The organism is Mycolicibacterium stellerae, from assembly GCF_003719305.1.
GTDB lineage: Bacteria > Actinomycetota > Actinomycetes > Mycobacteriales > Mycobacteriaceae > Mycobacterium > Mycobacterium stellerae.
In genome coordinates, this window is record NZ_RARC01000025.1 from 74184 (window position 1) to 98380 (window position 24197).

Annotated in this window: 23 protein-coding genes; 10 read left to right on the top strand and 13 right to left on the bottom strand. The window is 67.1% G+C overall.

The annotated features are described in order from the left end of the window. Window positions 1-216 precede the first annotated feature (216 nt). Genes trmB through D6M19_RS24850 form a run of 3 tightly spaced genes read left to right on the top strand, consistent with a single transcriptional unit; the run spans window position 217 to window position 4590 of the window. Window positions 217-927, top strand: coding sequence for a tRNA (guanosine(46)-N7)-methyltransferase TrmB (gene trmB / locus D6M19_RS24840; protein WP_123027930.1), 711 nt, complete (start codon window positions 217-219; stop codon window positions 925-927). Then, window positions 924-1592, top strand: coding sequence for an NYN domain-containing protein (locus tag D6M19_RS24845; protein ID WP_123027931.1), 669 nt, complete (start codon window positions 924-926; stop codon window positions 1590-1592). Before trmB ends, D6M19_RS24845 begins: the two co-directional genes overlap by 4 nt. 52 nt (window positions 1593-1644) lie before the next feature. Next, entirely contained in the window at window positions 1645-4590 is a 2946-nt protein-coding gene (locus D6M19_RS24850) for a trehalose monomycolate exporter MmpL3 (RefSeq protein ID WP_123027932.1), read from the top strand. On the opposite strand, the gene D6M19_RS24855 is transcribed toward D6M19_RS24850, so the two are convergent. After that, window positions 4591-5742 (bottom strand): AI-2E family transporter, encoded by a 1152-nt coding sequence (locus tag D6M19_RS24855; RefSeq protein ID WP_123027933.1) that lies wholly within the window; start codon window positions 5740-5742, stop codon window positions 4591-4593. It abuts the gene before it with no gap. 49 nt (window positions 5743-5791) lie between these two features. On the opposite strand from D6M19_RS24855, the gene D6M19_RS24860 reads away from it, so the two are divergent. From D6M19_RS24860 to D6M19_RS24870, 3 genes are read left to right on the top strand one after another with little or no spacing between them, the layout of a single operon-like run. Next, window positions 5792-6907, top strand: a complete 1116-nt coding sequence (locus D6M19_RS24860) for a lysylphosphatidylglycerol synthase transmembrane domain-containing protein (protein WP_123027934.1) — start codon at window positions 5792-5794, stop codon at window positions 6905-6907. Between the two features lie 7 nt (window positions 6908-6914). Then, window positions 6915-8168: a M23 family metallopeptidase gene (locus D6M19_RS24865; protein WP_234835035.1), complete on the top strand. Its 1254-nt coding sequence runs from the start codon at window positions 6915-6917 to the stop codon at window positions 8166-8168. Beyond that, window positions 8155-8523: a DUF3054 domain-containing protein gene (locus D6M19_RS24870; RefSeq protein WP_123027935.1), complete on the top strand. Its 369-nt coding sequence runs from the start codon at window positions 8155-8157 to the stop codon at window positions 8521-8523. The genes D6M19_RS24865 and D6M19_RS24870 overlap by 14 nt, the downstream gene beginning before the upstream one ends. Here the strand turns inward: D6M19_RS24870 and D6M19_RS24875 are convergent. The 4 genes from D6M19_RS24875 to D6M19_RS24890 form a co-directional block, all read right to left on the bottom strand. Continuing rightward, a complete protein-coding gene (locus tag D6M19_RS24875; protein ID WP_123027936.1) occupies window positions 8514-9860 on the bottom strand; it encodes a HAMP domain-containing sensor histidine kinase in 1347 nt (448 codons plus the stop codon). The two genes, D6M19_RS24870 and D6M19_RS24875, sit on opposite strands and share 10 nt — an antisense overlap. Window positions 9861-9873: 13 nt before the next feature. Further along, a complete protein-coding gene (locus D6M19_RS24880; protein ID WP_206428629.1) occupies window positions 9874-10551 on the bottom strand; it encodes a response regulator transcription factor in 678 nt (225 codons plus the stop codon). 50 nt (window positions 10552-10601) lie between these two features. Then, window positions 10602-10982: a heme-binding protein gene (locus tag D6M19_RS24885; protein WP_123027938.1), complete on the bottom strand. Its 381-nt coding sequence runs from the start codon at window positions 10980-10982 to the stop codon at window positions 10602-10604. Between the two features lie 169 nt (window positions 10983-11151). After that, entirely contained in the window at window positions 11152-11724 is a 573-nt protein-coding gene (locus D6M19_RS24890; RefSeq protein ID WP_123027939.1) for a hemophore, read from the bottom strand. A gap of 312 nt (window positions 11725-12036) precedes the next feature. On the opposite strand from D6M19_RS24890, the gene D6M19_RS24895 reads away from it, so the two are divergent. From D6M19_RS24895 to D6M19_RS24905, 3 genes are read left to right on the top strand one after another with little or no spacing between them, the layout of a single operon-like run. Continuing rightward, window positions 12037-14949, top strand: coding sequence for an MMPL family transporter (locus D6M19_RS24895; protein WP_123027940.1), 2913 nt, complete (start codon window positions 12037-12039; stop codon window positions 14947-14949). Then, on the top strand, window positions 14946-15473 hold the full coding sequence (locus D6M19_RS24900; protein WP_123027941.1) for a helix-turn-helix domain-containing protein: 528 nt from the start codon (window positions 14946-14948) through the stop codon (window positions 15471-15473). Before D6M19_RS24895 ends, D6M19_RS24900 begins: the two co-directional genes overlap by 4 nt. Continuing rightward, window positions 15470-15877: a CoA-binding protein gene (locus tag D6M19_RS24905; RefSeq protein WP_123027942.1), complete on the top strand. Its 408-nt coding sequence runs from the start codon at window positions 15470-15472 to the stop codon at window positions 15875-15877. Before D6M19_RS24900 ends, D6M19_RS24905 begins: the two co-directional genes overlap by 4 nt. Here D6M19_RS24905 and D6M19_RS24910 read toward each other — a convergent pair. Together D6M19_RS24910 and D6M19_RS24915 are read right to left on the bottom strand one after the other, a co-directional pair. Continuing rightward, window positions 15864-16553 carry a hypothetical protein gene (locus D6M19_RS24910; RefSeq protein ID WP_123027943.1) on the bottom strand — a complete coding sequence of 230 codons (690 nt, stop codon included), beginning with the start codon at window positions 16551-16553 and terminating at the stop codon, window positions 15864-15866. The genes D6M19_RS24905 and D6M19_RS24910 overlap by 14 nt on opposite strands. Continuing rightward, entirely contained in the window at window positions 16550-17158 is a 609-nt protein-coding gene (locus tag D6M19_RS24915) for an Rv1363c family protein (RefSeq protein WP_123027944.1), read from the bottom strand. The genes D6M19_RS24910 and D6M19_RS24915 overlap by 4 nt, the downstream gene beginning before the upstream one ends. A gap of 41 nt (window positions 17159-17199) precedes the next feature. Here D6M19_RS24915 and D6M19_RS24920 point away from each other — a divergent pair, with 41 nt between their 5' ends. Further along, window positions 17200-19191, top strand: a complete 1992-nt coding sequence (locus tag D6M19_RS24920) for a M13 family metallopeptidase (RefSeq protein ID WP_123027945.1) — start codon at window positions 17200-17202, stop codon at window positions 19189-19191. Here D6M19_RS24920 and D6M19_RS24925 read toward each other — a convergent pair. The 6 genes from D6M19_RS24925 to D6M19_RS24950 all read right to left on the bottom strand — a co-directional run. After that, window positions 19175-19648, bottom strand: a complete 474-nt coding sequence (locus D6M19_RS24925; RefSeq protein WP_407665404.1) for a hypothetical protein — start codon at window positions 19646-19648, stop codon at window positions 19175-19177. The two genes, D6M19_RS24920 and D6M19_RS24925, sit on opposite strands and share 17 nt — an antisense overlap. Before the next feature lie 5 nt (window positions 19649-19653). Beyond that, window positions 19654-20913: a DUF58 domain-containing protein gene (locus D6M19_RS24930; protein ID WP_123027947.1), complete on the bottom strand. Its 1260-nt coding sequence runs from the start codon at window positions 20911-20913 to the stop codon at window positions 19654-19656. Further along, window positions 20910-21878: an AAA family ATPase gene (locus D6M19_RS24935; RefSeq protein WP_123027948.1), complete on the bottom strand. Its 969-nt coding sequence runs from the start codon at window positions 21876-21878 to the stop codon at window positions 20910-20912. Before D6M19_RS24935 ends, D6M19_RS24930 begins: the two co-directional genes overlap by 4 nt. Next, window positions 21875-22366, bottom strand: a complete 492-nt coding sequence (locus D6M19_RS24940; RefSeq protein WP_123027949.1) for a hypothetical protein — start codon at window positions 22364-22366, stop codon at window positions 21875-21877. Before D6M19_RS24940 ends, D6M19_RS24935 begins: the two co-directional genes overlap by 4 nt. Beyond that, on the bottom strand, window positions 22363-23286 hold the full coding sequence (locus tag D6M19_RS24945; protein ID WP_123027950.1) for a DUF4129 domain-containing protein: 924 nt from the start codon (window positions 23284-23286) through the stop codon (window positions 22363-22365). The genes D6M19_RS24940 and D6M19_RS24945 overlap by 4 nt, the downstream gene beginning before the upstream one ends. Before the next feature lie 44 nt (window positions 23287-23330). Continuing rightward, on the bottom strand, window positions 23331-24197 hold an 867-nt coding region (locus D6M19_RS24950; protein WP_123027966.1), incomplete at its 5' end, for a L,D-transpeptidase.

Here is a 24197-nt window from a genome sequence, read left to right on the forward strand (position 1 = left end):
TCCCCCACGCCGGATTCTGGCCCGGCCCCCACCGCAAATGGTGGCATCTCCGTGGCCCCTGTGCGAGCGCTTGTTTTCGCCGACGCCGGGTAGCAGCCGTAGGCAACTGTTGGGTATCAATCTGCACCACGATGCGGGTTCGGCGGTGTTGATGCGGGACCATGGACGGATGCACGGGCAGCGCTGGGGTATGAGCACGCCGTCTCAGAGGCGGCGATGAGCCACCCCGCTTCGCATCTGCATCCTCGGGTGACCGCCTACCGGTCCCGGCGATCCGCGGTTTCGGCTAGCCAGCAAGAGACATGGGATCGGCTCTGGCCGGAGCTGGGTGCGCATGCCCGCTCGGCTGAAGGGCCCGCAAGGCTGCTCGACACCAGGGCGTGGTTCGGCAGGTCGGCGCCTGTGGTGCTGGAGATCGGCAGCGGGACCGGAACATCGACGCTCGCGATGGCCAAGGCCGAGCCGGACATCGATGTGGTCGCCGTCGAGGTGTACCGGCGCGGGCTGGCCCAACTGCTCAGCGCGATCGATCGGGAAGCGGTCGGCAACATCCGCCTTGTCCGCGGCGACGGCGTCGACGTGCTCGAGCACATGTTCGGGCCCGAATCGCTGACCGGTGTGCGGGTGTTCTTCCCCGACCCGTGGCCCAAGGCGCGCCATCACAAGCGCAGGCTGCTGCAGCCAGGCACCGTCGCCCTGATCGCCGACCGGCTCCGCCCCGGCGGTGTCCTGCACGCCGCCACCGACCACGCCGGGTACGCCGAGCAGATCGCCGACGCCGGCGACGCCGAACCCCGACTGAAGCGCGTCACCGGCGCAGATTGCCTTCCTGTTTCGGTTTCGCGGCCGGTGACCAAGTACGAGGGGAAGGCGCGCGACGCGGGCAGCGCCATCGCCGAACTGGTCTGGGAGAAGCACCCGGCATGAGCATCACCGAAGAGGTCGTCGAGACGCCTGCGCTTGCGCCAGGCACATCTCGCGTCCTGCTGGTCTGGGATGCGCCCAACCTCGACATGGGCCTGGGCTCCATCCTCGGCGGTCGGCCGACGGCCGCGCACAGGCCCCGCTTCGACGCTCTTGGCCGTTGGCTGCTCAACCGCACCGCCGAGCTTTCCGCAGGCCACGAGGGCGTCTCCGTCGAGCCGGAGGCCTCCGTATTCACCAATATCGCGCCCGGCAGCGCCGACGTCGTAAGGCCGTGGGTCGAGGCACTGCGTAACGTGGGTTTCGCGGTGTTCGCCAAACCCAAGATCGACGAAGACAGCGACGTCGACGTCGACATGCTCAACCACATCGCCCTTCGCCGCGACGAGGGGCTGGCCGGACTGCTGGTGGCCTCGGCCGACGGACAGGCGTTCCGTGCGCCGCTCGAGGACATCGCCCGTTCGGGTGTCCCTGTTCAAGTGCTCGGATTTCGCGAACATGCGAGTTGGGCGCTAGCCTCGGATACTTTGGAGTTCGTCGACCTTGAGGACATCGAAGGTGTCTTCCGGGAACCGCTACCGCGAATCGGCCTAGATTCGCTCCCCGAACAGGGGGCTTGGCTGCAGCCATTCCGGCCGCTGTCCTCGCTACTGACGTCTCGTGTGTGAACAATTGAACTGCGCGAGGCGCAAGCAGACTTGTGAAGTGTTAGGAGCTTAGGTGTTCGCCTGGTGGGGCCGCATGGTCTTCCGCTACCGATACATCGTGATCGGTGTGATGGTCGCGCTGTGCCTTGGCGGCGGCGTCTACGGCATCAGCCTCGGCCAGCACGTCACGCAGAGCGGCTTCTACGACGAGGGCAGCCAGTCCGTGCATGCCTCGGTCATCGCCGACAAGACCTACGGGCGCGACACGTCCGGCCACATCATCGGCATCTACACCGCCCCCGAGGGCAAGACCGTCGACGATCCGGCGTTCCAGAAGAAGGTCCTCGACAACCTGGCCCAGGTCGAGAAGGACCACCCCGACCAGATTCTGCGCTCCATCGGCTACTTCAAGAGCCCCGAAGTGCTCAAGAACATGGCCGACGCCGACAAGCAGCACGCGTTCATGTCGATCCAGCTCAAGGGCGACAACGACGACGCGATCCTGAACAATTACAACAAGAACGTCGGCGATGACGGCAAGACGGTAAAAGAGGCACTCGCCATCCCCGGCGTCGACGTCGAGCAGGCCGGCCTGCAGCCCCTTGCCAGCGAATTGACCGGAACCATCGGTGAGGATCAGCAGCGCGGCGAACTCCTCGGCGTGCCGCTGGTGATGGTCGTGTTGTTCTTCGTGTTCGGCGGCGTGATCGCGGCCAGCCTGCCGATGATCGTCGGCGGCCTGACCATCGCCGGATCACTGGGGATCATGCGCCTGGCAGCCGAGTTCATCCCCGTGCACTTCTTCGCACAACCCGTTGTGACGCTTGTCGGACTCGGTATCGCGATCGACTTCGGCCTGTACATCGTGAGCCGGTTCCGGGAGGAGATCGCCGAGGGCTACGACACCGAGGCGGCCGTCCGCCGCACAATGATGACGTCGGGCCGCACGGTGACCTTCTCCGCGGTGATCATCGTCGCGTCGGCGCTCCCGCTGCTGCTGTTCCCGCAGGGCTTCCTCAAGTCCATCACGTACGCGATCATCGCCACCGTCATGCTCTCGGCGATCCTGTCGATCACCGTGCTTGCGGCGGCGCTGGCCATCGTCGGCCCCAATATCGACGCGCTCGGCGTGCGGACGCTGCTGCGGATTCCGTTCCTGCGGAACTGGACATTCTCCCGGCGGATCATCGACTGGTTCGCCGAGAAGACGCAGAAGACCAAGACCCGCGAAGAGGTCGAGAAGGGCTTCTGGGGCAAGCTCGTCAACCGGGTGATGAAGCGGCCGGTCGCCTTCGCCGCGCCGATCATCATCGTGATGATCCTGCTGATCATCCCGCTGGGCCAGCTGGCTCTCGGCGGTATCAGCGAGAAGTACCTGCCGCCGGACAACACCGTGCGTCAGGCGCAGGAACAGTTCGACAAGACATTCCCCGGGTTCCGCACCGAACCGCTGACGCTGGTGATGGAAAGCGATAACGGCCAGCCGGTCACCGACGCGCAGATCGCCGAGGTGCGCAACAAGGCGATGCAGATCCCGGGCTTCATCGACGCCAACAACGACCCGTCGAAGATGTGGCAGGAACGGTCCTATCTCGACGGCGCGTCCAAGGACCCCTCGGTTCGGGTGATCCAGAACGGTCTGGAGAGCCGCAACGACGCCGCCAAGAAGATCGAGGAACTGCGCGCCATCCCGCCGCCGCACGGCGTGACCTTGTCGGTGGGCGGTACCCCGGCGCTGGAGCAGGACAGCATCCACAGCCTGTTCGACAAGCTGCCGTTGATGGTCACGGTGCTGATCATCACGACCACGATCCTGATGTTCCTGGCGTTCGGGTCGGTGGTGCTGCCGATCAAGGCGGCGGTGATGAGCGCGCTCACGCTTGGGTCCACGATGGGCGTGCTGACGTGGATGTTCGTCGACGGACACGGCGCCGGCCTGATGAACTACACGCCGCAGCCGCTGATGGCGCCGATGATCGGCATGATCATCGCGATCATCTGGGGTCTTTCCACCGACTACGAGGTCTTCCTGGTATCGCGCATGGTGGAGGCGCGTGAGCGCGGCCTGTCCACCGCAGAAGCGATCCGCGTCGGTACGGCCACCACCGGCCGGTTGATCACCGGTGCGGCGCTGATCCTCGCGGTCGTCGCGGGTGCGTTCGCGTTCTCCGACCTCGTGATGATGAAGTACCTGGCGTTCGGCCTGCTGATCGCTCTGCTGTTGGACGCCACCGTGATTCGCATGTTCCTTGTGCCCGCCGTGATGAAGATGCTCGGCGACGACTGCTGGTGGGCGCCGAAGTGGATGAAGCGCCTCCAGGAGCGCCTCGGCCTCGGCGAGACCGAGCTGCCCGACGAGCGCAAGCGCCCGGCCGTTCGCGAGCAGGAGGACGCACTGGTCGGCGCTGGCGCGCCGCTGCCACCGCGACCGCTGCCGCCGCACGACCCCACGCATCCCGCTGTCGAGGGGTCCTCACGGCCGGGCTCCGCGACGACGCGGATCCAGACCGCGCCCGCCCGTACGAACGGACCATCGGTTGCAGGAACGACCCGGATGCGGACGCCGCGGCCTGCGCCTGCGGGCGAGCCGCAGACCACCCGGATTCCGGCCGCCACCAGCCGCAAGCCCCGCAACGCGGTGAACAACGCGAACGCGGCGCCGCAACGCAGCAAGCGCGCGGCACCGCCGCCGCCCGTGCGCGAGGACCGCGAGATCGAGTCGTGGCTGGGCGAATTGCGGGGCAACGGCCCCGCAGCTGCGCCACCCCCAGTGGCAAAGCACCGTCCGCCCAAGGGTGCAGAGCCAACCACCGCGATCCCGGTGCAGAACCCGCGTGCCACTCGGCCCGCCCACGAGGCTGCGGAGCCGACCACCGCGATTCCCGTGCAGCGGGATCCGGACCCGGAAGCAACCGAGAAGCTGACCGCACAGCAGGCCGAGGAAGAGGGCAGGCGTCGCGGTGCGGCCGGCGGCGTCAGCGCCGCTGACCTGTTGCGCAGGGAAGGCCGAGGGCGCTAGCTACGCGGGCTCGTCGGCGGGCGAGACGTCGTCGGCGTCGGCCTCGATGACCTTGCCCTGCCCGGTTTCCTGCGCCTCAACTTCGGCTTCGGGTTCCTTGGCGGCCAGCACCCGCACCGCGCTGTTGAGGAACGCCACCGTCGGCACCGCAAGCAGCGCCCCGACGATGCCGGCCAACACCGCACCCGCGGCGATCGCCAGCACGACGGCCAACGGATGAATCGACACCGCCCGGCCCATCACCAGCGGCTGCAGCACGTGGCCCTCCAGCTGCTGCACAGCGATGATGAGCCCGAGGGTGATCAGCGCGTAGATGAAGCCCTTGGCGAGCAATGCGACGATGACGGCGAGGAATCCGGCGACGACCGCACCGACCAGCGGGATGAACGCGCCGAGGAACACCAGTGACGCCAGCGGAAGAGCCAGCGGCACACCCATGATCGCCAGGCCGGTGCCGATGCCCACGGCGTCGACGAGCGCGACGAGGAACGTCGCCCGCACATAGCCGATCAGCGACTGGAACCCGGCCCGGCCCGCATCGCGCACCCGCTCCTGAACGTTCGTCGGGAAGATCTTCGTGACGAACTGCCAGATATTGCGCCCGCCGTGCAGGAAGAAGATCAGGGTGAAGAGCACAAGCAGTGCGCCCGTGACGATTTCGGTCACGGTGGCCGCCGTCGAAAGCGCACCGCTTGTCAACTTGGCCTGGTTGTTGCGCAGTGCCTCGATCGCCGAGTTGCCCGCATTTGTGATCTGGTCCTTGCTCAGATGCGCTGGCCCCTCGATCAGCCACGTGCGGGTGCTCTCGATGGACTGGGTGACCTGTTCGACCAGCCCGGGCAGGCCGGTGACGAACTGGCTGACGACGAACGTCAGCATTCCGCCGACGATCGCGATTCCGGTGAGCAGCACCAGCGCCACCGCGCCACCGCGCGGAGCGCCGCGGCGATCCAGGAAGTCGACCGCCGGGATCATCAACGCGGTCAGCATCAGCGCAAGGGCGATCGGCACCACGATGACCTCGAGCCGCGTGATCACCCAGACCATCGCGACGGCGAACGCGAGAATCACCAGCAGACGCCACGACCAGGCAGCACCCTTGTGGATCAGCGGCGGGACCGCGTCGTCGTACCCAGATCCGGTGGAGGCCATGCCGGTAGCGTAACGGCCGGTAGGAGACCGTCACCGCTACCCTTTACTCGTGTCCCACGACGCGGCGGCAAACGGCGCCGGCAGCCAGGGGGGAACCAGCCGCGGCAAATACTGGTGGTTGCGCTGGGCGATCATCGGCGTCGCCGTGGTGGTGCTGACGGTCGAGGTCACCCTGGTGTGGGACCAGTTACTCAAGGCATTTCACAGCCTGTACGCGGCCAAGTGGCTGTGGGTGCTCGCCGCGGTCGTCGCGGCGATGGCATCGATGCACAGCTTCGCCCAGATCCAGCGCACGCTGTTGAAGTCGGCAGGCGTCGAGGTGCACCAGTGGCGATCGGAAGCCGCCTTCTACGCGGGCAACGCGCTGTCGACCACCATGCCAGGCGGCCCGGTGCTGTCGGCCACCTTCATCTACCGCCAGCAGCGGATCTGGGGCGCCTCACCGGTGGTGGCGTCCTGGCAGCTGGTGATGTCGGGTGTGCTGCAGGTGGTCGGTCTCGCCCTGCTCGGTCTGGGCGGCGCGTTCCTGCTCGGTGCGTCCAAAAGCCCGTTCTCCCTTATCTTTACGCTCGGCGGGTTCATCGCCCTGCTGCTCCTCGCGCAGGCGGTCGCATCGCGGCCCGATCTGATCGACGGCATCGGGGTCAGAGTGCTTTCGCGGTTCAACTCGCTGCGCGGCAAACCGTCCGACACCGGGGTGGACAGGTGGCGGGAACACCTTGCGCAACTGGAGTCGGTCAGCCTGAGCCGCCGCGACCTCACGATCGCGTTCAGCTGGTCGCTGTTCAACTGGATCGCCGACGTCGCGTGTCTGGCCTTCGCCGCCTATGCCGCGGGCGGCAAGCCGTCGCTGGCCGGGCTGACGGTCGCCTACGCGGCGGCTCGGGCGGTTGGGTCGATTCCGCTGATGCCCGGCGGGCTGCTGGTCGTCGAAGCGGTGCTGGTGCCCGGTCTGGTTTCGAGCGGAATGACACTGGCTGCCGCGATCTCTGCGATGCTGATCTATCGACTGGTCAGCTGGATATTCATCGCCCTGATCGGTTGGGTGGTGTTCTTCTTCATGTTCCGCACCGAAAAGGACGTCGACCCCGACGCCCCGTTCGACGGAGCGGACTCGCCCGAACCCGCGTCCGAACCCGAGCCAAGGCGCCAACCCGATCCGTAGGAGACCTGTGAACCGCCGATCTGTACCCATCTCAGCGGTGTTCGCCGTTCTCACAGTGCTCGCAGCGGCCTGCTCGCCGTCGGAGGCGCCGTCGGGCAGCACCGCGTCGTCGGAGTCGGCGACCACGTCGGCCGCGTCACCGGCACCGAGCCCGACGACCGGCCCCCCGGTCGCCACCCCAGTGGTGGCCGACGTCGTCGCGGCCCCCGTCCCGGTACCCGGCACCGACGGCAAGGTTCACCTTGCCTACGAACTCAAGCTCACCAACGTCCTCGACCAGGAGGTGACGTTGACATCGGTCGCCGTCCGCGAGGGCGACCGGACCCTGCTGGAGCTGTCAGGTGATCGACTCCCCTACTGGACGCGAATCATCGGAACACCCTCTCCCGCAACGAAACTAGGCCCAGCTCAAACCGCGATCGTGTGGCTCGACGTCGCGCTGGACAAGGATGCGGCCATGCCGACCGCGTTGCTGCACACGGTCGGCATCTCGGTTCCCAAGCCTATTCCGCCGCTGTTTCCCGCCACCATGACCGAAGTCGTCGCGCCGGTCACCGTGCAGACCCGCAAGCCGGTGGTCATCTCGCCGCCGCTGTCGGGGCCGGGATGGCTTGACGGCAACGGTTGCTGCGACATGGGGGCACACCGCATGGCGCTCAACCCGATCGACGGCGGGCTATGGGCCGCAGAGCGATTCGCGATCGACTACGTGCAACTGGGGGCCGACGGCCTGCTGTTCACCGGCGACCAGACCAAGGTGGACAGCTATCCCTACTTCGGTGCAGATATCCACGCGGTGGCCGACGGTCCCGTGGTGGGCGCCGTCGACGGGCTGCCCGAGCAGGTACCCGGTAAGTCCCCGACCGGTCTTGCCCTCAACGAATACGCGGGAAACCACATCGTGCAAGACCTCGGTGACGGCAACTATGCGCTCTACGCGCACATCAAGACCGGCGCCGTCAAGGTGAAACCCGGAGATCAACTGACGGCGGGTCAGGTGATCGGCTCGGTGGGCAACACCGGCAACACCGACGCGCCACATCTGCACTTCCATGTGATGAGCACCCCGGATCCGCTGCGGTCTGACGGTCTGCCCTTCGTCTTCACCTCGTTCACGCTCGACTCAAGGGTCATCAACGCAGACGCGCTCGGCCCGCTTCTGGACGGAGAGCAGGCATCAATGCAGCCCGGCGTTGCCAAGCGAGACGAAACCAAGGTGATCCCAATGGATCTCGACGTGATGACCTATGAAACGAAATAGCGCCCTTGCGGCGCTTGCGGACGTCTTCGGCGTGCTGGTGTTCTGCACCATCGGACGCCGCAGCCATGCCGAAGGACTGACCGTCGCGGGCGTTGCCGAAACCGCATGGCCGTTCCTTGTCGGCACCGCGGTCGGCTGGCTGCTTGTCCGCGGCTGGCGGCGTCCGACCGCGATCACTCCGACCGGCCTGGTGGTGTGGGTCGCCACGGTGGTGATCGGAATGCTCTTGCGCAAGGCCACTTCCGCAGGTGTCGCGGTCAGCTTCGTCGTGGTGGCATCCGCTGCGACGGCGGTTGTGCTGCTCGGCTGGCGCGTCGCCGTTGCGGCCATCGCCCGCCGCCCCGGTCAGTACTGATCGTCGGAATCCCACTGCGGCTCATCCGTTGCCGACACCGTCAGGGTGGCACGCAGCCCACCGAGCGGGCTGTCCGACAGCACGATACTCCCGCCGTGCAGCGTGGCCTGCTGGGCCACCAGCGCCAGCCCCAGTCCCGAACCCCCTGGCGCAGCGGTGCTTCCGCGCGCGAAGCGGCCGAGCACGTTGTTGTGCTCGTCTGCCGGCAGCCCGCGTCCGTTGTCGTCGACGGTGATCGTTATCGAGCCGTCGATCCGGCGACCCGACAGCATGATCCTGGTCGCCGGTCCGTGGTTGACGGCATTGCGCACCATGTTGTCGACGGCCAGCCGCAGTCCGCCCGGCCAGCCCCAGATGGTGCCAAGGTTGTCGTCGGCCTCCACGACGACCTCCACCGACCCGCCGGGCCGCATGTTCTCCCTTGCCACCCGGTCGAGCAGATCGGTCACGTCGATGACTTCGCGGTCCTCGACCTGTGCAAGCTCACCGGAGGCGAGTTGGCCGAGCGCGGTGATGATCGCCTCGACCCGTCGCTGAGCCCGGGACAGGTCGAGGACCACCTCGGCCCGCTCATCGGCGGGCAGGTCGTGGATGCGCAACGTGTCCAGGTCGGCCCGCATCGCGGTCAACGGGGTGCGCAACTCGTGAGCGGCGTTCGCCGCAAAATCCTGGGCGGCCTGCAGCGAGTTCTGGGTGGCCTGCTGTGCGGCGGCGAGCCGGCTGAGCATGCCCGTCATCGCCTCGGACAGTTCCTCTGCCTCGCGGACACCGTGTACTTCGGGCATCTCCTCGGTCCCTTTGCCGAGCCGCCTTGTGTGTTCGGTGAGCCGCCGCAGCGGTCGGATCGCCGGCCCGGACAACAGCCATCCCATGCCCGCGGCGATCAACACCGTCACCAGACCCACCGCCACGTAGAACGGGATCCGCGCCCTGCTCAACAGGATGCTGTCGGCGCGGATGCCGATCGAGATCAGCACACCGCCCTGCTGCTCAACGGGAACGGTGCGGACCCGGTAGTCGACGCCGTTCACCACGACGTCTGCTGTGCCGGGTTGAAGCGGCGGCAGCTGAAGGCCGCGCTGGAAGACCACCTGCCCGGTCGATTCCATCCGGCCGGTGGTCAGCACACCCTGCCGCGGGTCGGACAACTGATCGGGATACATGCTGGCCTCGACGATCGAGTCCAACCGCCGATCCAGTTGTGCGGCATCGTTATTGGCGAGAACCACCGATGTCAGGATGGTGAACACCGCTACGACGGCGGCGGCCGCGGTCGCGGCGGCCAGCGCGACCCTGGTGCGCAGCGAGAGGGAACGAACCTTCGGTAACCGGCGCACTCACTGCTCGTCTCTAAGCTTCGTCTCGCAACACGTAGCCGATCCCGCGCACCGTGTGAATGACCCGCGGCAGCCCGTCGCGCTCCAGCTTGCGCCGCAAGTAGCTGATGAACACGTCGGCCACGTTGGTGTCCACGTCGAAGTCGTAACCCCACACCAATTCGAGCAGCCGCTGGCGGCTGAGCACCACACCGGCGTTCTCGGCAAGCACTGCCAGCAGGTCGAATTCACGCTTGGTCAGATCGACCCGCTCACCGTCGACGAACACCAGCCTGCGCGCCGTGTCGATGGTCAGAGGGCCGACCGTCATGGTGTCCGACGACTGGTCGGACAGACTCGTCCGGCGCAGCAGTGCGTGCAGCCGCGCCACCAGCTCACCCAGATCGAACGGTTTGGTCAGATAGTCGTCGGCGCCTGCCTCCAGACCCGCGATCCGGTCGTTGACGGTGTCACGCGCCGACAACACACAGATGGGGATGTCGTTGCCGAGCGCGCGCAGCGCGGTGACCACCGCGACGCCGTCGAGTTCGGGCATTTGGACGTCCAGAACGAGGGCGTCGTGTTTTTCGTTGGACAGGAGCCGCAGGGCCTCTTTCCCGGTTGCCGCAACCCGAACGTCAAAGCCCGAATGCCGCAGCCCTCGGGCCACGGATGTTCTGACGTCCGGATCGTCGTCGACCATGAGCACCATTCGACCGGTGCTCTCCTGGGCGGGCGGCTCTCCCCCGACCCGCACCCGGGTTACGGGGTGTCAGCGATGCCGTCGCCGTTGGTGTCGCCGCAGCGATTCTTGATATCCACCAGCGGCTGGCGGATGCCGGTCAGCTCGCCCTTCGCGATCGGGTTGGCGTTCATGTACTTGTCCACCTCGGTGCGCACCTCGTCGCGGTTCTTGCCCTCGAGGCTGGTGAAGAAATAGTTGACGTCTGGATGGCTGAACAGATAGTCGGACGTCGCCTTGGAGACGCCTGCGGCCGTGAATGCCAGGTCGGCCGCGGTGCAGTTGGCGGGCTCCTCAGCCATCGCCGACGGAAGAGCGCCGAACAGCATCGCACCGGCGAGCGCACCGGTTCCGACCGCGCCAGCTACCGCACGCCGCGCAGTACGGGCAGAGAGCAACATCTACAGGCTCCTTCATCGAATGAGTTGTGGCAGTAACCATCGCGGTTACACACACCGAAAGCTAATCAGAATCGCTGCCGACTTTCCTGCCTTGCGGCGAAACCGATACTTAAAATTTCAAAAACCCCAGCTCAGCGTCGCGACCGCTGCGCGGTGGTGGCTCGGCCAGCTACCGCGTGGCGACCGTCGCCGGACCCGGCAGCGGGCCGGTACCCTGCGTCACGACCGAGGCCGGAGAGGACTGAGCAGGCAAGGAAGTGCCCGGCATCCCGACAGACTGGGCGCCGGGCAGCGATCCTGGCAAACCGCCGGGCAGTCCGCCGCCCTGCTGTGCGCCCTGCAGCAGACCGAGAATCTGCGGCACGGTCACCGGCAGCCTGCATTCGCCCGACAGATCCGTCAGCGGCTGCTGCAGCGTCTGCAGATCCTTGGCTGCCTGCGGGTTGGCGTCGAAGTACGTCTTCAGCGCGACGAGCGACTGGGGCCCGCCCTGCTGTTGAGAGATCGTCGTCAGGGCCTGGTTGGTCTGCGGGTGGGAGTCCAGGTAGGCACCCGTGGAGTTGGCCACTGTCCCGATGGTCTTGGCCACCGAGCTGGCCGCACACGGATCCGATGCGGCGGTTGCCGACGGCATGGCCGACCCCGCCGGAACAGCAAGTGCGGCGATCGTGGCGCCGCCTGCGGCGCAGACCGCGAACGCGGCGAACAGGATGCGACGGGCAGGCGCGTGTGTCGGGGTCATCGATGAACTCCTTACGATTTGCAGGCAGCGGGTGCCTCGCAAACCGCTGCGGCTGGCGGTCAAAGGGGCACCGGAGCGGTGGCGGCCAGGATGACATAATGCCATCGGCGCAACGGCGCGGCCAATCCAGCAACCGAACCCGCAGGTGAACGCCAGGCAATAGGGAGCCGACAGCAAGCCGACGCTACTCCCAGAGGTCGGTTAGAGCAGCTTAAGGCGTCAATTAGGCCGCTTCCGGCGGTCGCACGCTGATATATCCTCACGCTACGTAACCCGGGCCGGGGAGAAAGCGGGAAAGCTATCCAGCAGTTCATGATGCGCTTGAGCAGTGGCCTGCGCAGATTCCGCTGGGCGGTGTTCGTGGTGTGGCTACTTCTGCTCGCGCCCGCGGTGTACCTCGGGATGAACCAGTCCGGCCACCTCACCGGCGGCGGCTTCGAGGTCGCCGGTTCGCAGTCGCTTTACGTCCAGCAGGAGCTAGAGGAGCAGTTCCCCGACCAGGGGGCGTCACCGCTGGCCCTGGTCGCGGCGCCGCGGGCCGATGCGTCCTTCGCGGACATGGACGCCGCGGTGGCGCATTTGGAGCGGCTTGCCGGCGAGGTGCCCAGCGTGAAGGTGGTGCCAAACCCGCAGCAGCCGCCGCCCCAGCCGGACCGGCCCTACGTCGTGACGTTGCAGTTGGACTTCAACAACACCGGTGCAGTCGACGTGGCCAAGCAGCTGCGTCAGAAGGTCGGGATCAACGGCGACCAGCCGGGCGAGTTCTCCGACGGCAAGGTCAAGCTCTACGTCATCGGCCAGGGCGCGCTCGGCGCCGCTGCGACGGCCGCCACCAAACACGACATCGCCCAGGCCGAACAGTGGAACCTTCCGATCGTCCTGATTGTCTTGCTCGCGGTGTTCGGCTCGCTGGCCGCCGCCGCCATGCCGTTGGTCCTCGGAATCTGCACGGTCGCGGTCACCATGGGCCTGGTCTATCTGCTGTCGATGTACACCACGATGTCGGTGTTCGTGACGTCGACGGTGTCGATGTTCGGCATCGCACTGGCCATCGACTATTCACTGTTCATTCTGATGCGGTTCCGAGAGGAACTACGGGCCGGCCGCGAGCCGGAGCAGGCCGCCGACGCCGCAATGGCCACCTCGGGCCTGGCCGTCGTGTTGTCCGGTCTGACTGTCATCGCGTCGGTGACAGGTATCTACCTGATCAATACGCCGGTGCTGCAGTCGATGGCGACGGGCGCGATCCTCGCGGTGGCCGTGGCCGTGCTCACCTCGACGACGCTGACGCCCGCGGTGCTGGCCACGTTCGGACGGGCGGCGGCCAAACGGTCGTGGCTACTGCATTGGTCGCGACGGCCCGAGACCACACAGTCGCGGTTCTGGACCAGATGGACCGGCTGGGTGATGCGGCGGCCATGGCTGTCGGCGCTTGGCGCGACAGTACTTCTGCTTGCGCTGGCCGCACCGGCGTTCTCGATGGTGCTCGGCAACAGCATGCAGCGGCAGTTCGACCCGACGCACGAGATCCGCGGCGGCGTGAACGCGGCGGCCGATGCGCTCGGCCCCGGCGCGCTCGGCCCGATCCGCGTTCTGGTGACGTTCCCCGACGGTAACCCCGCGTCGGCGCCCGGCAAGGAACCACTCTTGCAAGAGGTGCAACAGCGGATGTCGCAGGCACCCAACGTGGTCACCGTGCAGCCCGCGGTGTTCGGCAACGACTACCGCAGCGCGCTGATCTCGGCGGTGCTGTCGGTGGACCCCGAGGACCTGGCCTCCCGAGAGTCCGTCGACTGGATGCGGGCCGAGCTGCCCCCGGTGGTCGGCGACAACGCGACGATCGACGTCGGCGGCCCGACCGCATTGATCAAGGACTTCGACGACCGGGTCAGCAAGACGCAGCCCGCAGTGTTCGGGTTCGTTGCACTCATCGCGTTCGTGATGCTGCTGGTCTCCATCCGGTCGGTGTTCCTGGCGTTCAAGGGCGTCCTGATGACCGTGCTGTCGGTGGCGGCCGCCTACGGCAGCCTGGTCATCGTCTTCCAATGGGGCTGGCTCGAAGAGCTGGGCTTCCGGCCGATCTCGTCGCTCGACAGCACGATCCCGCCGCTGGTTCTGGCGATGACGTTCGGGTTGTCGATGGACTACGAGATCTTCCTGCTGACCCGTATCCGGGAGCGGTTCCTGCAGACCAACAACACCCGCGACGCCGTCGCTTACGGCGTGAGCACCAGCGCGCGCACCATCACCAGTGCGGCGCTGATCATGATCGCGGTGTTCATCGGCTTCGCGTTCGCGGGCATGCCGCTTGTCGCCCAACTCGGCGTCGCGTGCGCGGTGGCCATCGCGGTAGACGCCACCGTGGTGCGGCTGATCCTGGTGCCCGCACTCATGGCGATGTTCGACCAATGGAACTGGTGGCTGCCCTGCTGGCTGGACCGCATCCTGCCGTCGGTGGACTTCGAGAAGCCGCTTCCCAAGGCCGACATCGGCGATCTGGTCATCATCCCCGACGACATCTCGACGCTTGCGGCGTCGGGCATCGACATCCGCACGGTGGTCAAGTCGGCGGCCAAGCTGAAGAACATGGCCCCGCACACGATCTCCGTCGCCGATCCCCTTGCGTTCAGCGGCTGCCTGCCTGCCAACGGCCCGAAATTGGTCAACGCCCTGCACGCCAACGGCCATTCGCACACCAACGTCGTCGGCAACGGCAAGACGGTCAAGCTGAAGCGCGGTCCGCGGCCGATGCATCCCGTGACGATGTGGCGCGGCCGGCTGTCGGTGGCCCTCGACGCGCTGGAGACCGAGGCCGAAACGGACCGCCCGCCGGTGGAACGCAACAGCCCGATGGAGACCACCAACGTCCAACTGCCGACCGGCGACCGGCTGTCGATACCGACGGGCGCCGAGACGCTGCGACTGAAGAGCTACCTGATCATGTGCAGGAACAGCACGAAAGATTTCGCTGAGTTTGCCGATTTGGTCGACTCGATGGAGACTCAAACCGCTGCTGTGGTTCTGGCCGGAATGGATCGGTACTACTGTGGTGAGCCATCCAGGAAACAATGGGTGGCCACCCAGCTGGTGCGCCGATTGGCCGATCCGCATCCGTCGGATGAGTTCGACATCCCGATGTCGGGCCCCGAGGCGGAGGCTGATTGGGCCAAGGTCAGGGAGCGGTGCCTGTCGGTGGCGGTCGCGATGCTGGAGGAGGCGAGGTGACGGTGACTGTGGACGCCGGCCGCGACGCTGCCACCGCACGCATACCCACCGGCGCTCCGAAGCGGTCCCGCCGCCCGGCCAACGACGACCAGCCGGTGGAATTCTGGCCGACGGCCGCGATCCGCGAGGCACTGGAAACCGATGACCTGACGGTATGGCAGCGCATCGTCGTCGCCATCAAGCGCGATCCGTACGGCAGGACCGCGCGCCAAGTCGAGGAGGTGTTGGAATCGACACGGCCATATGGGGTTTCGAAGGCACTGTCAGAGGTGCTGACCCGCACCAGGGATAGCCTGGAAGCCAACGAACGCGCCGAAGTCGCCCGCCAGATTCGGGTGCTGCTCGGCAGGTCCGGGCTCAAACCACAGGAATTCGCGTCGCGCATCGGTGTACCCGGCGAGGAACTCGCCGGCTACCTCGAAGGCAAGACCAGCCCGTCCGCCTCGCTGATGGTGCGGATGAGCCGGCTGTCGGATCGCTTCGCGAAGATGAAGGCCCCCCGCACGGGCGGCGGCCCTCACTGAGCACCGATATCGATCGCATCCTGCGCGAAACGCGCACTGTCGCGATCGTCGGCGCATCGGCCAATCGGGCCCGCGCCGTCTACTCCGTCTGGCGCTACCTCGAGTCGGCCAGTGACTACGCGTGCTACCTCGTCAATCCGACCGTCAGCGACATCGACGGCACGCCGACATACCCGGACCTGGCGGCGCTACCGGTGGTCCCCGACCTCGTCGACGTCTTCCGGCGCCACGAGCATCTGCCCGCGGTCCTCGACGACGCGATCAAGGTCGGCGCGAAAACCCTGTGGCTGCAGTCGGGCCTAGCCGACGAGCAGGTGGCCCGCGACGGCGAGGCTGCAGGCCTGCAGGTGGTGATGGACCGGTGCCTGAAGGTCGAGCACGCTCGCCTGCTCAGCGTGAGTTGATCGGTGTCACGTCGTCGACGAGCCAGCGCCCACTGTCCTTCGCCAACGTGATGCGCAGCGCCAGCACCGCCGTGTCGGGCGGTTGACCCGGCACGTTCTGGGTGCCACGCATGACCACGGCCACGCTTGCGTTCTGCGGGCCGATGGCCTCGACCCCCGCCGAGATCGTGGCGGCCGATGCCGAGACATTCTTCTTCGTCAATTGCTGTGCCACAGCGGCGAATTCGGTCTTGTACTTGTCCGCGCGGTCCGGTGACATCAACGCGGTTGCGCGATCGATGGCCGCCGTCGGACTCGACGGTGTGAACGTCGCGCTGGCCTCGGCCACACTGCTGGCGATGCCGACGACTTCCGCACTGTCCTCGTCCATGGCGCGGTCGGGTACCGTCCACTGCGTGTAGCCGATCACCACAGCGGCGACCAACGCGACCGCCGCCAACCCGACGACCGCCAATCGCAGTACCGGCCCGTCGTCGTCGGTGCCGACCGTCACCCCGTCGCGGCGCGCCAGCACGGCGTTGACGATGACGCCCTCGACGATCAGCAGACACAGCACCGATGCCAGCGACACCCACCACAGCGGCCATCCCAGCGCGACGCCGATGTAGATCAGGGCGGCGATCGCCGCGAGCGGCGCGGCGACATCGAACGCCAGCACCCGAAGCCGGTTCCTCACTGGATCTGCTCCAGGCGGGAGATCAGCAGCTTGCCGTCGACATCGGAGACGTCGAGCCGCACGTTCCACCGCAGCGTTTGCGGCTTGCCGCCGACGTTGTCACTGATCGACGTCGCCACCACGAACACGGTGTCGGTCCGCTTGACCATCTCGGCGAGCGCGGGCTGCGGGGTCGGCGGGGGCGCCGGCCTGCCGTCGGGCAGGGTCTGCGGACGGTGGTAGATGGACTCGATGGCGACCGAGTCGATCTGGCCCTTTGTCTGGCTCTGCAGCGTCTGGACCACCTTCTTGTACGGCTCGACCACCGCCTCGAACTCGTTGTTCAGCTCGCCGACCGTGCCGTCGTGCAGCTTCTGCAGGCTGGAATCGATGTCGCCGGAGTTCATGTTGATCAGCACGGTCACCCAGGCGGCCGCGGTTTCGAGCACCTCGGTCCGGTAGCGGCGCTCGTCGGCGTCCGATTTGTGGCCCGACCAGATGATCAGCGCGAGGACGATCGCAGCCGCCGAGAGCAGGCCGAGCGCTGCAGATGCGACGCCGTACCCGGAAAACACGGGACCGTCGTCCTCGGCGACGTCGTCGTCGGGGCGCTCGTCGTCGGGCATGGCCGTGAGGGTACCTACCGCACTTCTGGCACCCTGTTGGGGTGACGGTAGAAGCAACTCATTCCGGTATCGACCTCCGCTACGTCGATGGACAAGCCCGCCCGCAAGACGACCTGTTCGGCCACGTGAACGGCCGCTGGCTGGCCGATTACGCGATCCCGGCCGACCGGGCCACCGACGGTGCGTTCCGGTCGCTCTACGACCGCGCAGAGGCGCAGATCCGCGAGCTCATCGACCAGGCTGCCGCGGCAAACGCCGAGAAGGGCACCGACCAGCAGCGCATCGGTGACCTGTACGCGAGCTTCATGGACGAGGCGGCCGCCGAGCGGATCGGGGTGGCGCCCCTGCTCGACGAGCTGGCAGCGATCGACGCCGCCGAAGATGCCGACGCGCTCGCCTCGGTGATGGGCGGGCTGCAGCACACCGGTGTCGGCGGCGGGACCGGTGCCTACATCGACACCGACTCCAAGGACTCCACGCGTTACCTGCTGCACCTGAACCAGTCCGGGCTGGGACTGCCCGACGAGTCCTACTACCGCGACGAGCAGCACGCCGAGATCCTGGCCGCCTATCCGCGCCACATCGCCGCGATGTTCGCGCTCGTCTTCGGAGAGGAACCCCAACCCGGCGAGTGGCAGGCCACCGCCGAGCGCATCGTCGCGTTGGAGTCCAAGCTTGCCGCCGCGCACTGGGACGTCGTAAAGCGACGCGACGCCGATCTCACCTACAACCTGCGCAAGTTCACCGATCTGCCCGCAGAGGCTCCCGGCTTCGACTGGGCCGGCTGGATCGGCGCGATGGGTGCCAGCCCGGAGATGGTCACCGAACTCGTTGTGCGTCAACCTGATTACCTGACCGCGTTCGCGGCGCTGTGGGCCGGCTCGGACCTCGAGGACTGGAAACGCTGGGCCCGCTGGCGGCTGATCCACGCGCGTGCGTTCCTGCTCACCGACGACCTCGTCGCGGAGGACTTCGACTTCTACGGCCGCACGCTGTCCGGCACCGAGTCGATCCGGGAACGGTGGAAGCGCGCCGTCTCGGTGGTGGAGAACCTGATGGGCGATGCGCTCGGCAAGCTCTACGTGGAGCGGCATTTCCCGCCTGGCGCCAAGGCCAGGATGGACGAACTCGTCGCCAATCTGCGGGAGGCCTATCGGGTCAGCATCAGCCGGCTGGACTGGATGACGCCCGACACCCGCCAGCGTGCGCTGACCAAGCTGGACAAGTTCACGCCGAAGATCGGCTACCCGGCGAAGTGGCGCGACTATTCGAAGCTGGTCATCGAGCGCGACGATCTGTACGGCAATTACCGCCGCGGCTACGCCGTGAGCTCCGAGCGCGAACTGGCCAAGCTCGGCGGCCCGGTTGACCGCGACGAATGGTTCATGACACCGCAGACGGTGAACGCGTACTACAACCCCGGTATGAACGAAATCGTCTTCCCCGCAGCCATTCTGCAGCCGCCGTTCTTTGACGCCGATGCCGACGACGCCGCCAACTATGGCGGCATCGGGGCGGTGATCGGACACGAGATCGGTCACGGATTCGACGATCAGGGGGCGAAGTACGACGGCGACGGCAACCTGGTGGACTGGTGGACCGACGACGACCGCGCCGAATTCGGGGCGCGCACCAAGGCACTGATCGAGCAGTACGACGAGTTCGTGCCGCGCGCGCTGTCCAACGGCCACCACGTCAACGGCGCCTTCACGGTCGGCGAGAACATTGGCGATCTCGGCGGCCTGTCGATCGCGCTGCTGGCCTACCAGCTGTCCCGCAACGGCGAGCCGGCGCCCGTGATCGACGGCCTGACCGGCGTGCAGCGGGTGTTCTTCGGCTGGGCGCAGGTGTGGCGCACGAAATCCCGTGATGCGGAGGCGATCCGGCGGCTCGCGGTCGACCCGCATTCACCGCCCGAGTTTCGCTGCAACGGCGTGATCAGGAACATGGACGCGTTCTACGAGGCGTTCGAGGTGGACGAGGACGACGCCCTCTACCTCGAGCCGCAGCGGCGGGTCAGGATCTGGAACTGATCTCCAGTTTGCCCTCGGCCGCCTGGTAGAACGGCCGGGTGGCCAGCACGTAGATCCCCAACACCGCCAACGGTGCAAGCAGCGGCAGCCACGGCAGCTCGAACGGAAACGATGCCGCCAGCACGCCGACGAAGGTAAAGCCAAGGGCCGCAACCAGTGCAGGCGCGGACGCGCCCAGCACCCGGGTGGAGCCGCCCTCGGTATAGCGCAACACCAGGTAGCAGGCCGCGCAGAGGCCAGCCACCGCGGCCAGCATCGGTGGCGCTTCGGAGACGACGATCGCCGCGGCGGCCGACAGCACCGCCACCGTCGCCGCAACCCGCACCGGGATGCCCGTCAGCACTGCGCCCGCCGCCAGCATCGCGAAAATGAGTGCGGGCCCGGCGGTTTGGAATCCCGCCGCCGCGACCATCACCAGCCCGAATGCCGTCGACAGCGGGTGGGCCCTGCGAAGAATGTTCGTCATCGCCGACCCCGCACCGGCCGTCGATGCTCGGGCACCAGCCGCATCGACTGATCGAGGGTGTGCTCCGACGGCCACGACACGATGTCGACACCGACGGTGCCCATATCGCGATACATGAACGACCGCTGCATCGTCCACATCCGGGTGAACAGCGGGTCTTTACCGGCTTCGAACGGCGCGCCTTCCAAGACGTCGACGGCGACGACGGTGTGTCCACGTTTGCGCAGGTCGATCAGCGACAGCGCGAACTCGGTGTCGAGCATCGTGGAGAAGGCGACCACGATCGCGCCCGGCGGCAGCGCGGCGCCGGGTGCCAATGTGCCTGTGGTGGTTTCGAATTCGTCGCCTGCGCCGAGCAACGTATCGAGCACCCGGTAGAACTGCCGCCTGCCGATGTCGGCGCCGAGCCAGCGCGGGCGTCCCCCGCCGAGCGTGACCACCCCGGCGCGGTCGCCGCTGCGCAGCGCGCTCTGCACGACCTGGACGGCCCCGCGCAGCGCCCGCTCGGTCGCCGCCGTGGCCGGACCCGGCGGCTGGGAGTACATGTCGACCAGCACGACCACGTCGGCGGCCCGGTCGGTCAACCGCTGGGTGACGTGCAGGCTGCCGCGACGCGCGCTCACCGGCCAGTTGACGGTCCGCAACTGGTCACCGGGGACGAACGGCCGAATGTCGGCGTATTCGACGCCAGGGCCGATGTGCCGGGTCAAATGCGTGCCCAGCCGATCGAGCAGTTCGGTCTTCGGGATGGCGGTGGATTGCGGTGGGGCCAAGGGGAACACGAATACGTCGGTGGCGTCGACCGTCGCGCTGCCCGACAGCAGTCCGCCCGGTGCGACGATGCCGACGGTGGCGCGGACCGGGTAGCGGCCCCATCGGTCGGCGGCGACGCTGACCGTCCGCCTACCTGTGGGATCGTCGCCCGTGACGTCGAGCCGCATGCCGTCAACACCGGTTATCGCGAGCGTCACGGCGATGTCGTCGGGTTCAGCGCTCGCCCACACGCTCACCTGCGTCTGCTCCCCCTCGAAGCAACGCTGCAGGCCGGGCTCGGCGTGCACATAGACCTTCGGCAGCGCCTTTTGCCAGCCGATCGAGCACAGCACACCCAGCAGTGGCGCGACGAACGCGATCAGTTGCCAACGCGACCCGATCAGGACAGCAGCAAGGACGACACCTGCACAGGTGGCCACCGTGCGCGTCAACGGTGAAGCACGCCAACGCAACTCGGCTTCGGTGCGGCGGGTGTCGATCACGCCTGCGCCCGCGGAACCGGCAGCCGGCGCAGGAGCTCCTCCACCACGTCGGCGCCGTGCACGCGGCGCACCCACATCTCCGGCTTCAGGCTGATCCGGTGGGCAATGGTGGGAACGGCAAGGGATTTCACGTCCTCGGGTATCACGTAGTCGCGGCCCAACAGAAGTGCGCGTGCCCGCGCGTGCTGAACCAGGTCGATCTCGGCCCTTGGGCTGGCGCCGACGGCAACCTGCGGATGCTGGCGGGTGGCATTGGCCAGCGAGACGACGTAGGCCAGCACATCGTCGTGCACGGTCACCTCCTCCACCGATTCCCGCATCGCGATCAGATCATGGGAATCGACCACCTGATTCACGGTCGGCTCGGCCGACCCGCGCTGCAGGCGGCGGCGCAGCATCGAGTTCTCCTCCTGTTCGGACAGATAGCGCAGTTCGAGCCTGATCGCAAAGCGGTCAAGCTGCGCCTCGGGCAGCGGGTAGGTGCCCTCGTACTCGATCGGGTTGTCGGTGGCGAGCACGATGAACGGGTCGGGTAGCCGGTGAGTGACGCCGTCGATGCTCACCTGACGTTCGGCCATCGCCTCGAGCAGCGCGGCTTGGGTCTTCGGCGGTGTCCGGTTGATCTCGTCGGCGAGCAGCAGGTTGGTGAAGATCGGCCCCGACCGGAATTCGAACCGGCCCGACTGCATGTCATACACCGTCGATCCGAGCAAGTCGGCGGGCAGCAGGTCCGGTGTGAACTGCACGCGGGTGAACTCCAAACCCAGTGCGGCCGCAAAGGACCGCGCGATCAACGTCTTGCCCAGGCCGGGAAGATCTTCGATCAAGACGTGTCCTCGCGCGAGCACCGACGTGAGGATCAGCGAAAGCGCCCACCGTTTCCCCACCACGACGCGTTGAATCTCGTCGAGTACCGCTTCGCAGTTGGCGGTGGTCGTCGCGGCCGGCAGTGACGAAGGGGTCATACCTGCTCCAACCTCCGAAGGATCTCGTCGAGCGCGCCACGGCCAGGCCCAGGCACGTGCTGATCGGTTCGTGCGACGTTTTCGGGGTCCACCCAGGCCCACAGTTCGTCGCCGAACAGCATCCGGCCGGTGGCCCGGAACCCGTCGCGGTTCTTGTTCTGCTTCTGACCGGTGGCAATGCCGAACTGCCGCGCGAGCATGGGACGTAGATGGCGGTCCCAGTCCGACCGGGTTGACTCCGACCACGAGATCAGCGTCTCGGTCCGAGACAGCCAGCGGCGCAAGGACTCTTCGGCGTCGTTGATCGGCGGCTCGGCAGACTCGTAACCCGTTCCGCGCGCCAGATACCAGCGCAGCGCCAGCAGCACCAGGGCCACCGCGACCCCGACGATCACCAGGACGAAGCGGCGGTCGGGTGTCAGCATCGCCAGCACCTGCACGCCGATCACCAGGCACAGCCCGGCGGCCACCAGCTTCTTGAGCGTCATGCGGGGCTCCGTAATTCGTCGAGGACGAGGCTGAGCACCCGCACCGCGGTCTCACGGTGTTCCTCGGTCATCACATGCGGGCTGAACCGCGCCTCTTCGAACAACTCGACGAGCCCGGTTGCGCTGTCGGCTCGCAGAGCGTGGTGTTCGACGGCACGGGCCAATACTTCCGACGGTGTATCCGACTCGCGCGGAACGATTTCCGGAGAATTCTCGAGTTCACGCTCCATCGCGGCGTAGCAGGCGATGATCGCTTCGCGTGGTTCGCGGCTCAGGTCGCCCGCCTCGGCAAGCCCGAGTTCGGCGGCCCTGGCAAGCGGATCAGACGTGGACATCGTTGTGGCGGAACGGTATTCACTTGCCGCCGAGACCGGTGTGGTGGCCCGACGACGCTGCCTGCGACCCGCGATCGCCGCGCCGACGAACACGGCCATCATGAGCACCACCATCGACCCCGCCAATAGCGAGAAGAGGCCGGACGACGGCTGCGGTGGCTCCGGCAGCTCAGCTGGGGGTGGGGGTGAGCCCGATGGCGGCGTACTCGTGTCGGGCGTCGGCGCTTCGATGCCCAGCTGCGCGTTCATCCGCGACAGCAGCGCGACCAGGAGCAGCCATGCAATGACAACGGCCACGGAGATGAGAGCCATCCGCCACGTCAGCGGCCGTCGCTCGCCCGCCATCTCCCGCGGGGGTTCGCCTGCGCCAGGAGATGCGGGTCGCCTCCGCGATTGCGTGACGATCGCGATGACGATGATCGCCGTCGACACCACCACCATCGCGACGACCGCGAACAGGCTGCCGAGGCCGCTGGTCGGCCGCTCTCGCGGCGGGGTCTCGACGCCCGGCAGGTACCCGTGCAGCGCGACAGCGGCCACGATCAACAACACAATCACGGCGACGACGCGCGGCCGATGGGCCATAACCCATCCTGGGCGCGGTCAGGTCAATGCCGCAACGAAATGCGTTAGATCTGCCAGTCCTGGGCGCCGTCGTTCTGGTTGTAGGTGCCGACGGAGTTCTTGATGACGATCGGATCACCGCTGCCGAAGTTGTCGTAGAACCACTGCGCGTTGGCCGGGCTGAGGTTGATGCAGCCGTGGCTGACGTTGCGCTTGCCCTGGTCGCCGACCGACCACGGAGCGCTGTGCACGAAGATTCCGCTGTTGTCGATCCGGACCGCGTCCTGGACCTTCAGCTTGTAACCCTCCGCGGAGTCGACGGCGACTCCGTAGGTCGAGGAGTCCATCACGATGTCGGCGAACTTCTCCAGGACGTAGTACGTGCCGTTCTTGGTCTCGTGCTTGCCGTCGGGCTTGCCCATCGACACCGGGAACGTCTTCTCGACCTTGCCGTTCCGGCTGACGGTCATCTGGTGCGTCTTGTCGTCGATGGTGGCGACCAGCGATTCACCGGTGCGGAAGGTCGACTTGGTACCGCTCGCGTCGATGAGGACGGTGGTGTCCTTGGGCCAGAAGTCGAGCGGGCGCCAGCGCACCTGGGTGTCGCTCATCCAGTAGAACTTGCCCGGCACGGGCGGGTTCGACGAGATGTGGATCGCCTGCTCGGCCATCGGGCGGTCCGCGATTGGCCGCTGGAAGTTGATGATGATCGGCTTGGCGACGCCGACCATGGAGCCGTTGACCGGGTTGAAGGACGGCGGGAGGAACACCGGATCACCGGTGTAGGGGGTCGGGTTCTGACCCGCCGGGGTGCCCTCGGGAATGGTTGTGGGTCGCGCGGCGAACGGATCGGCGGGCGGTGCGGACGGGTCGGCAGCCGGGGCGAGCGGGTCGGCAGGCGGGGCGAGCGGGTCCACGGGTGCGGGAGCTGG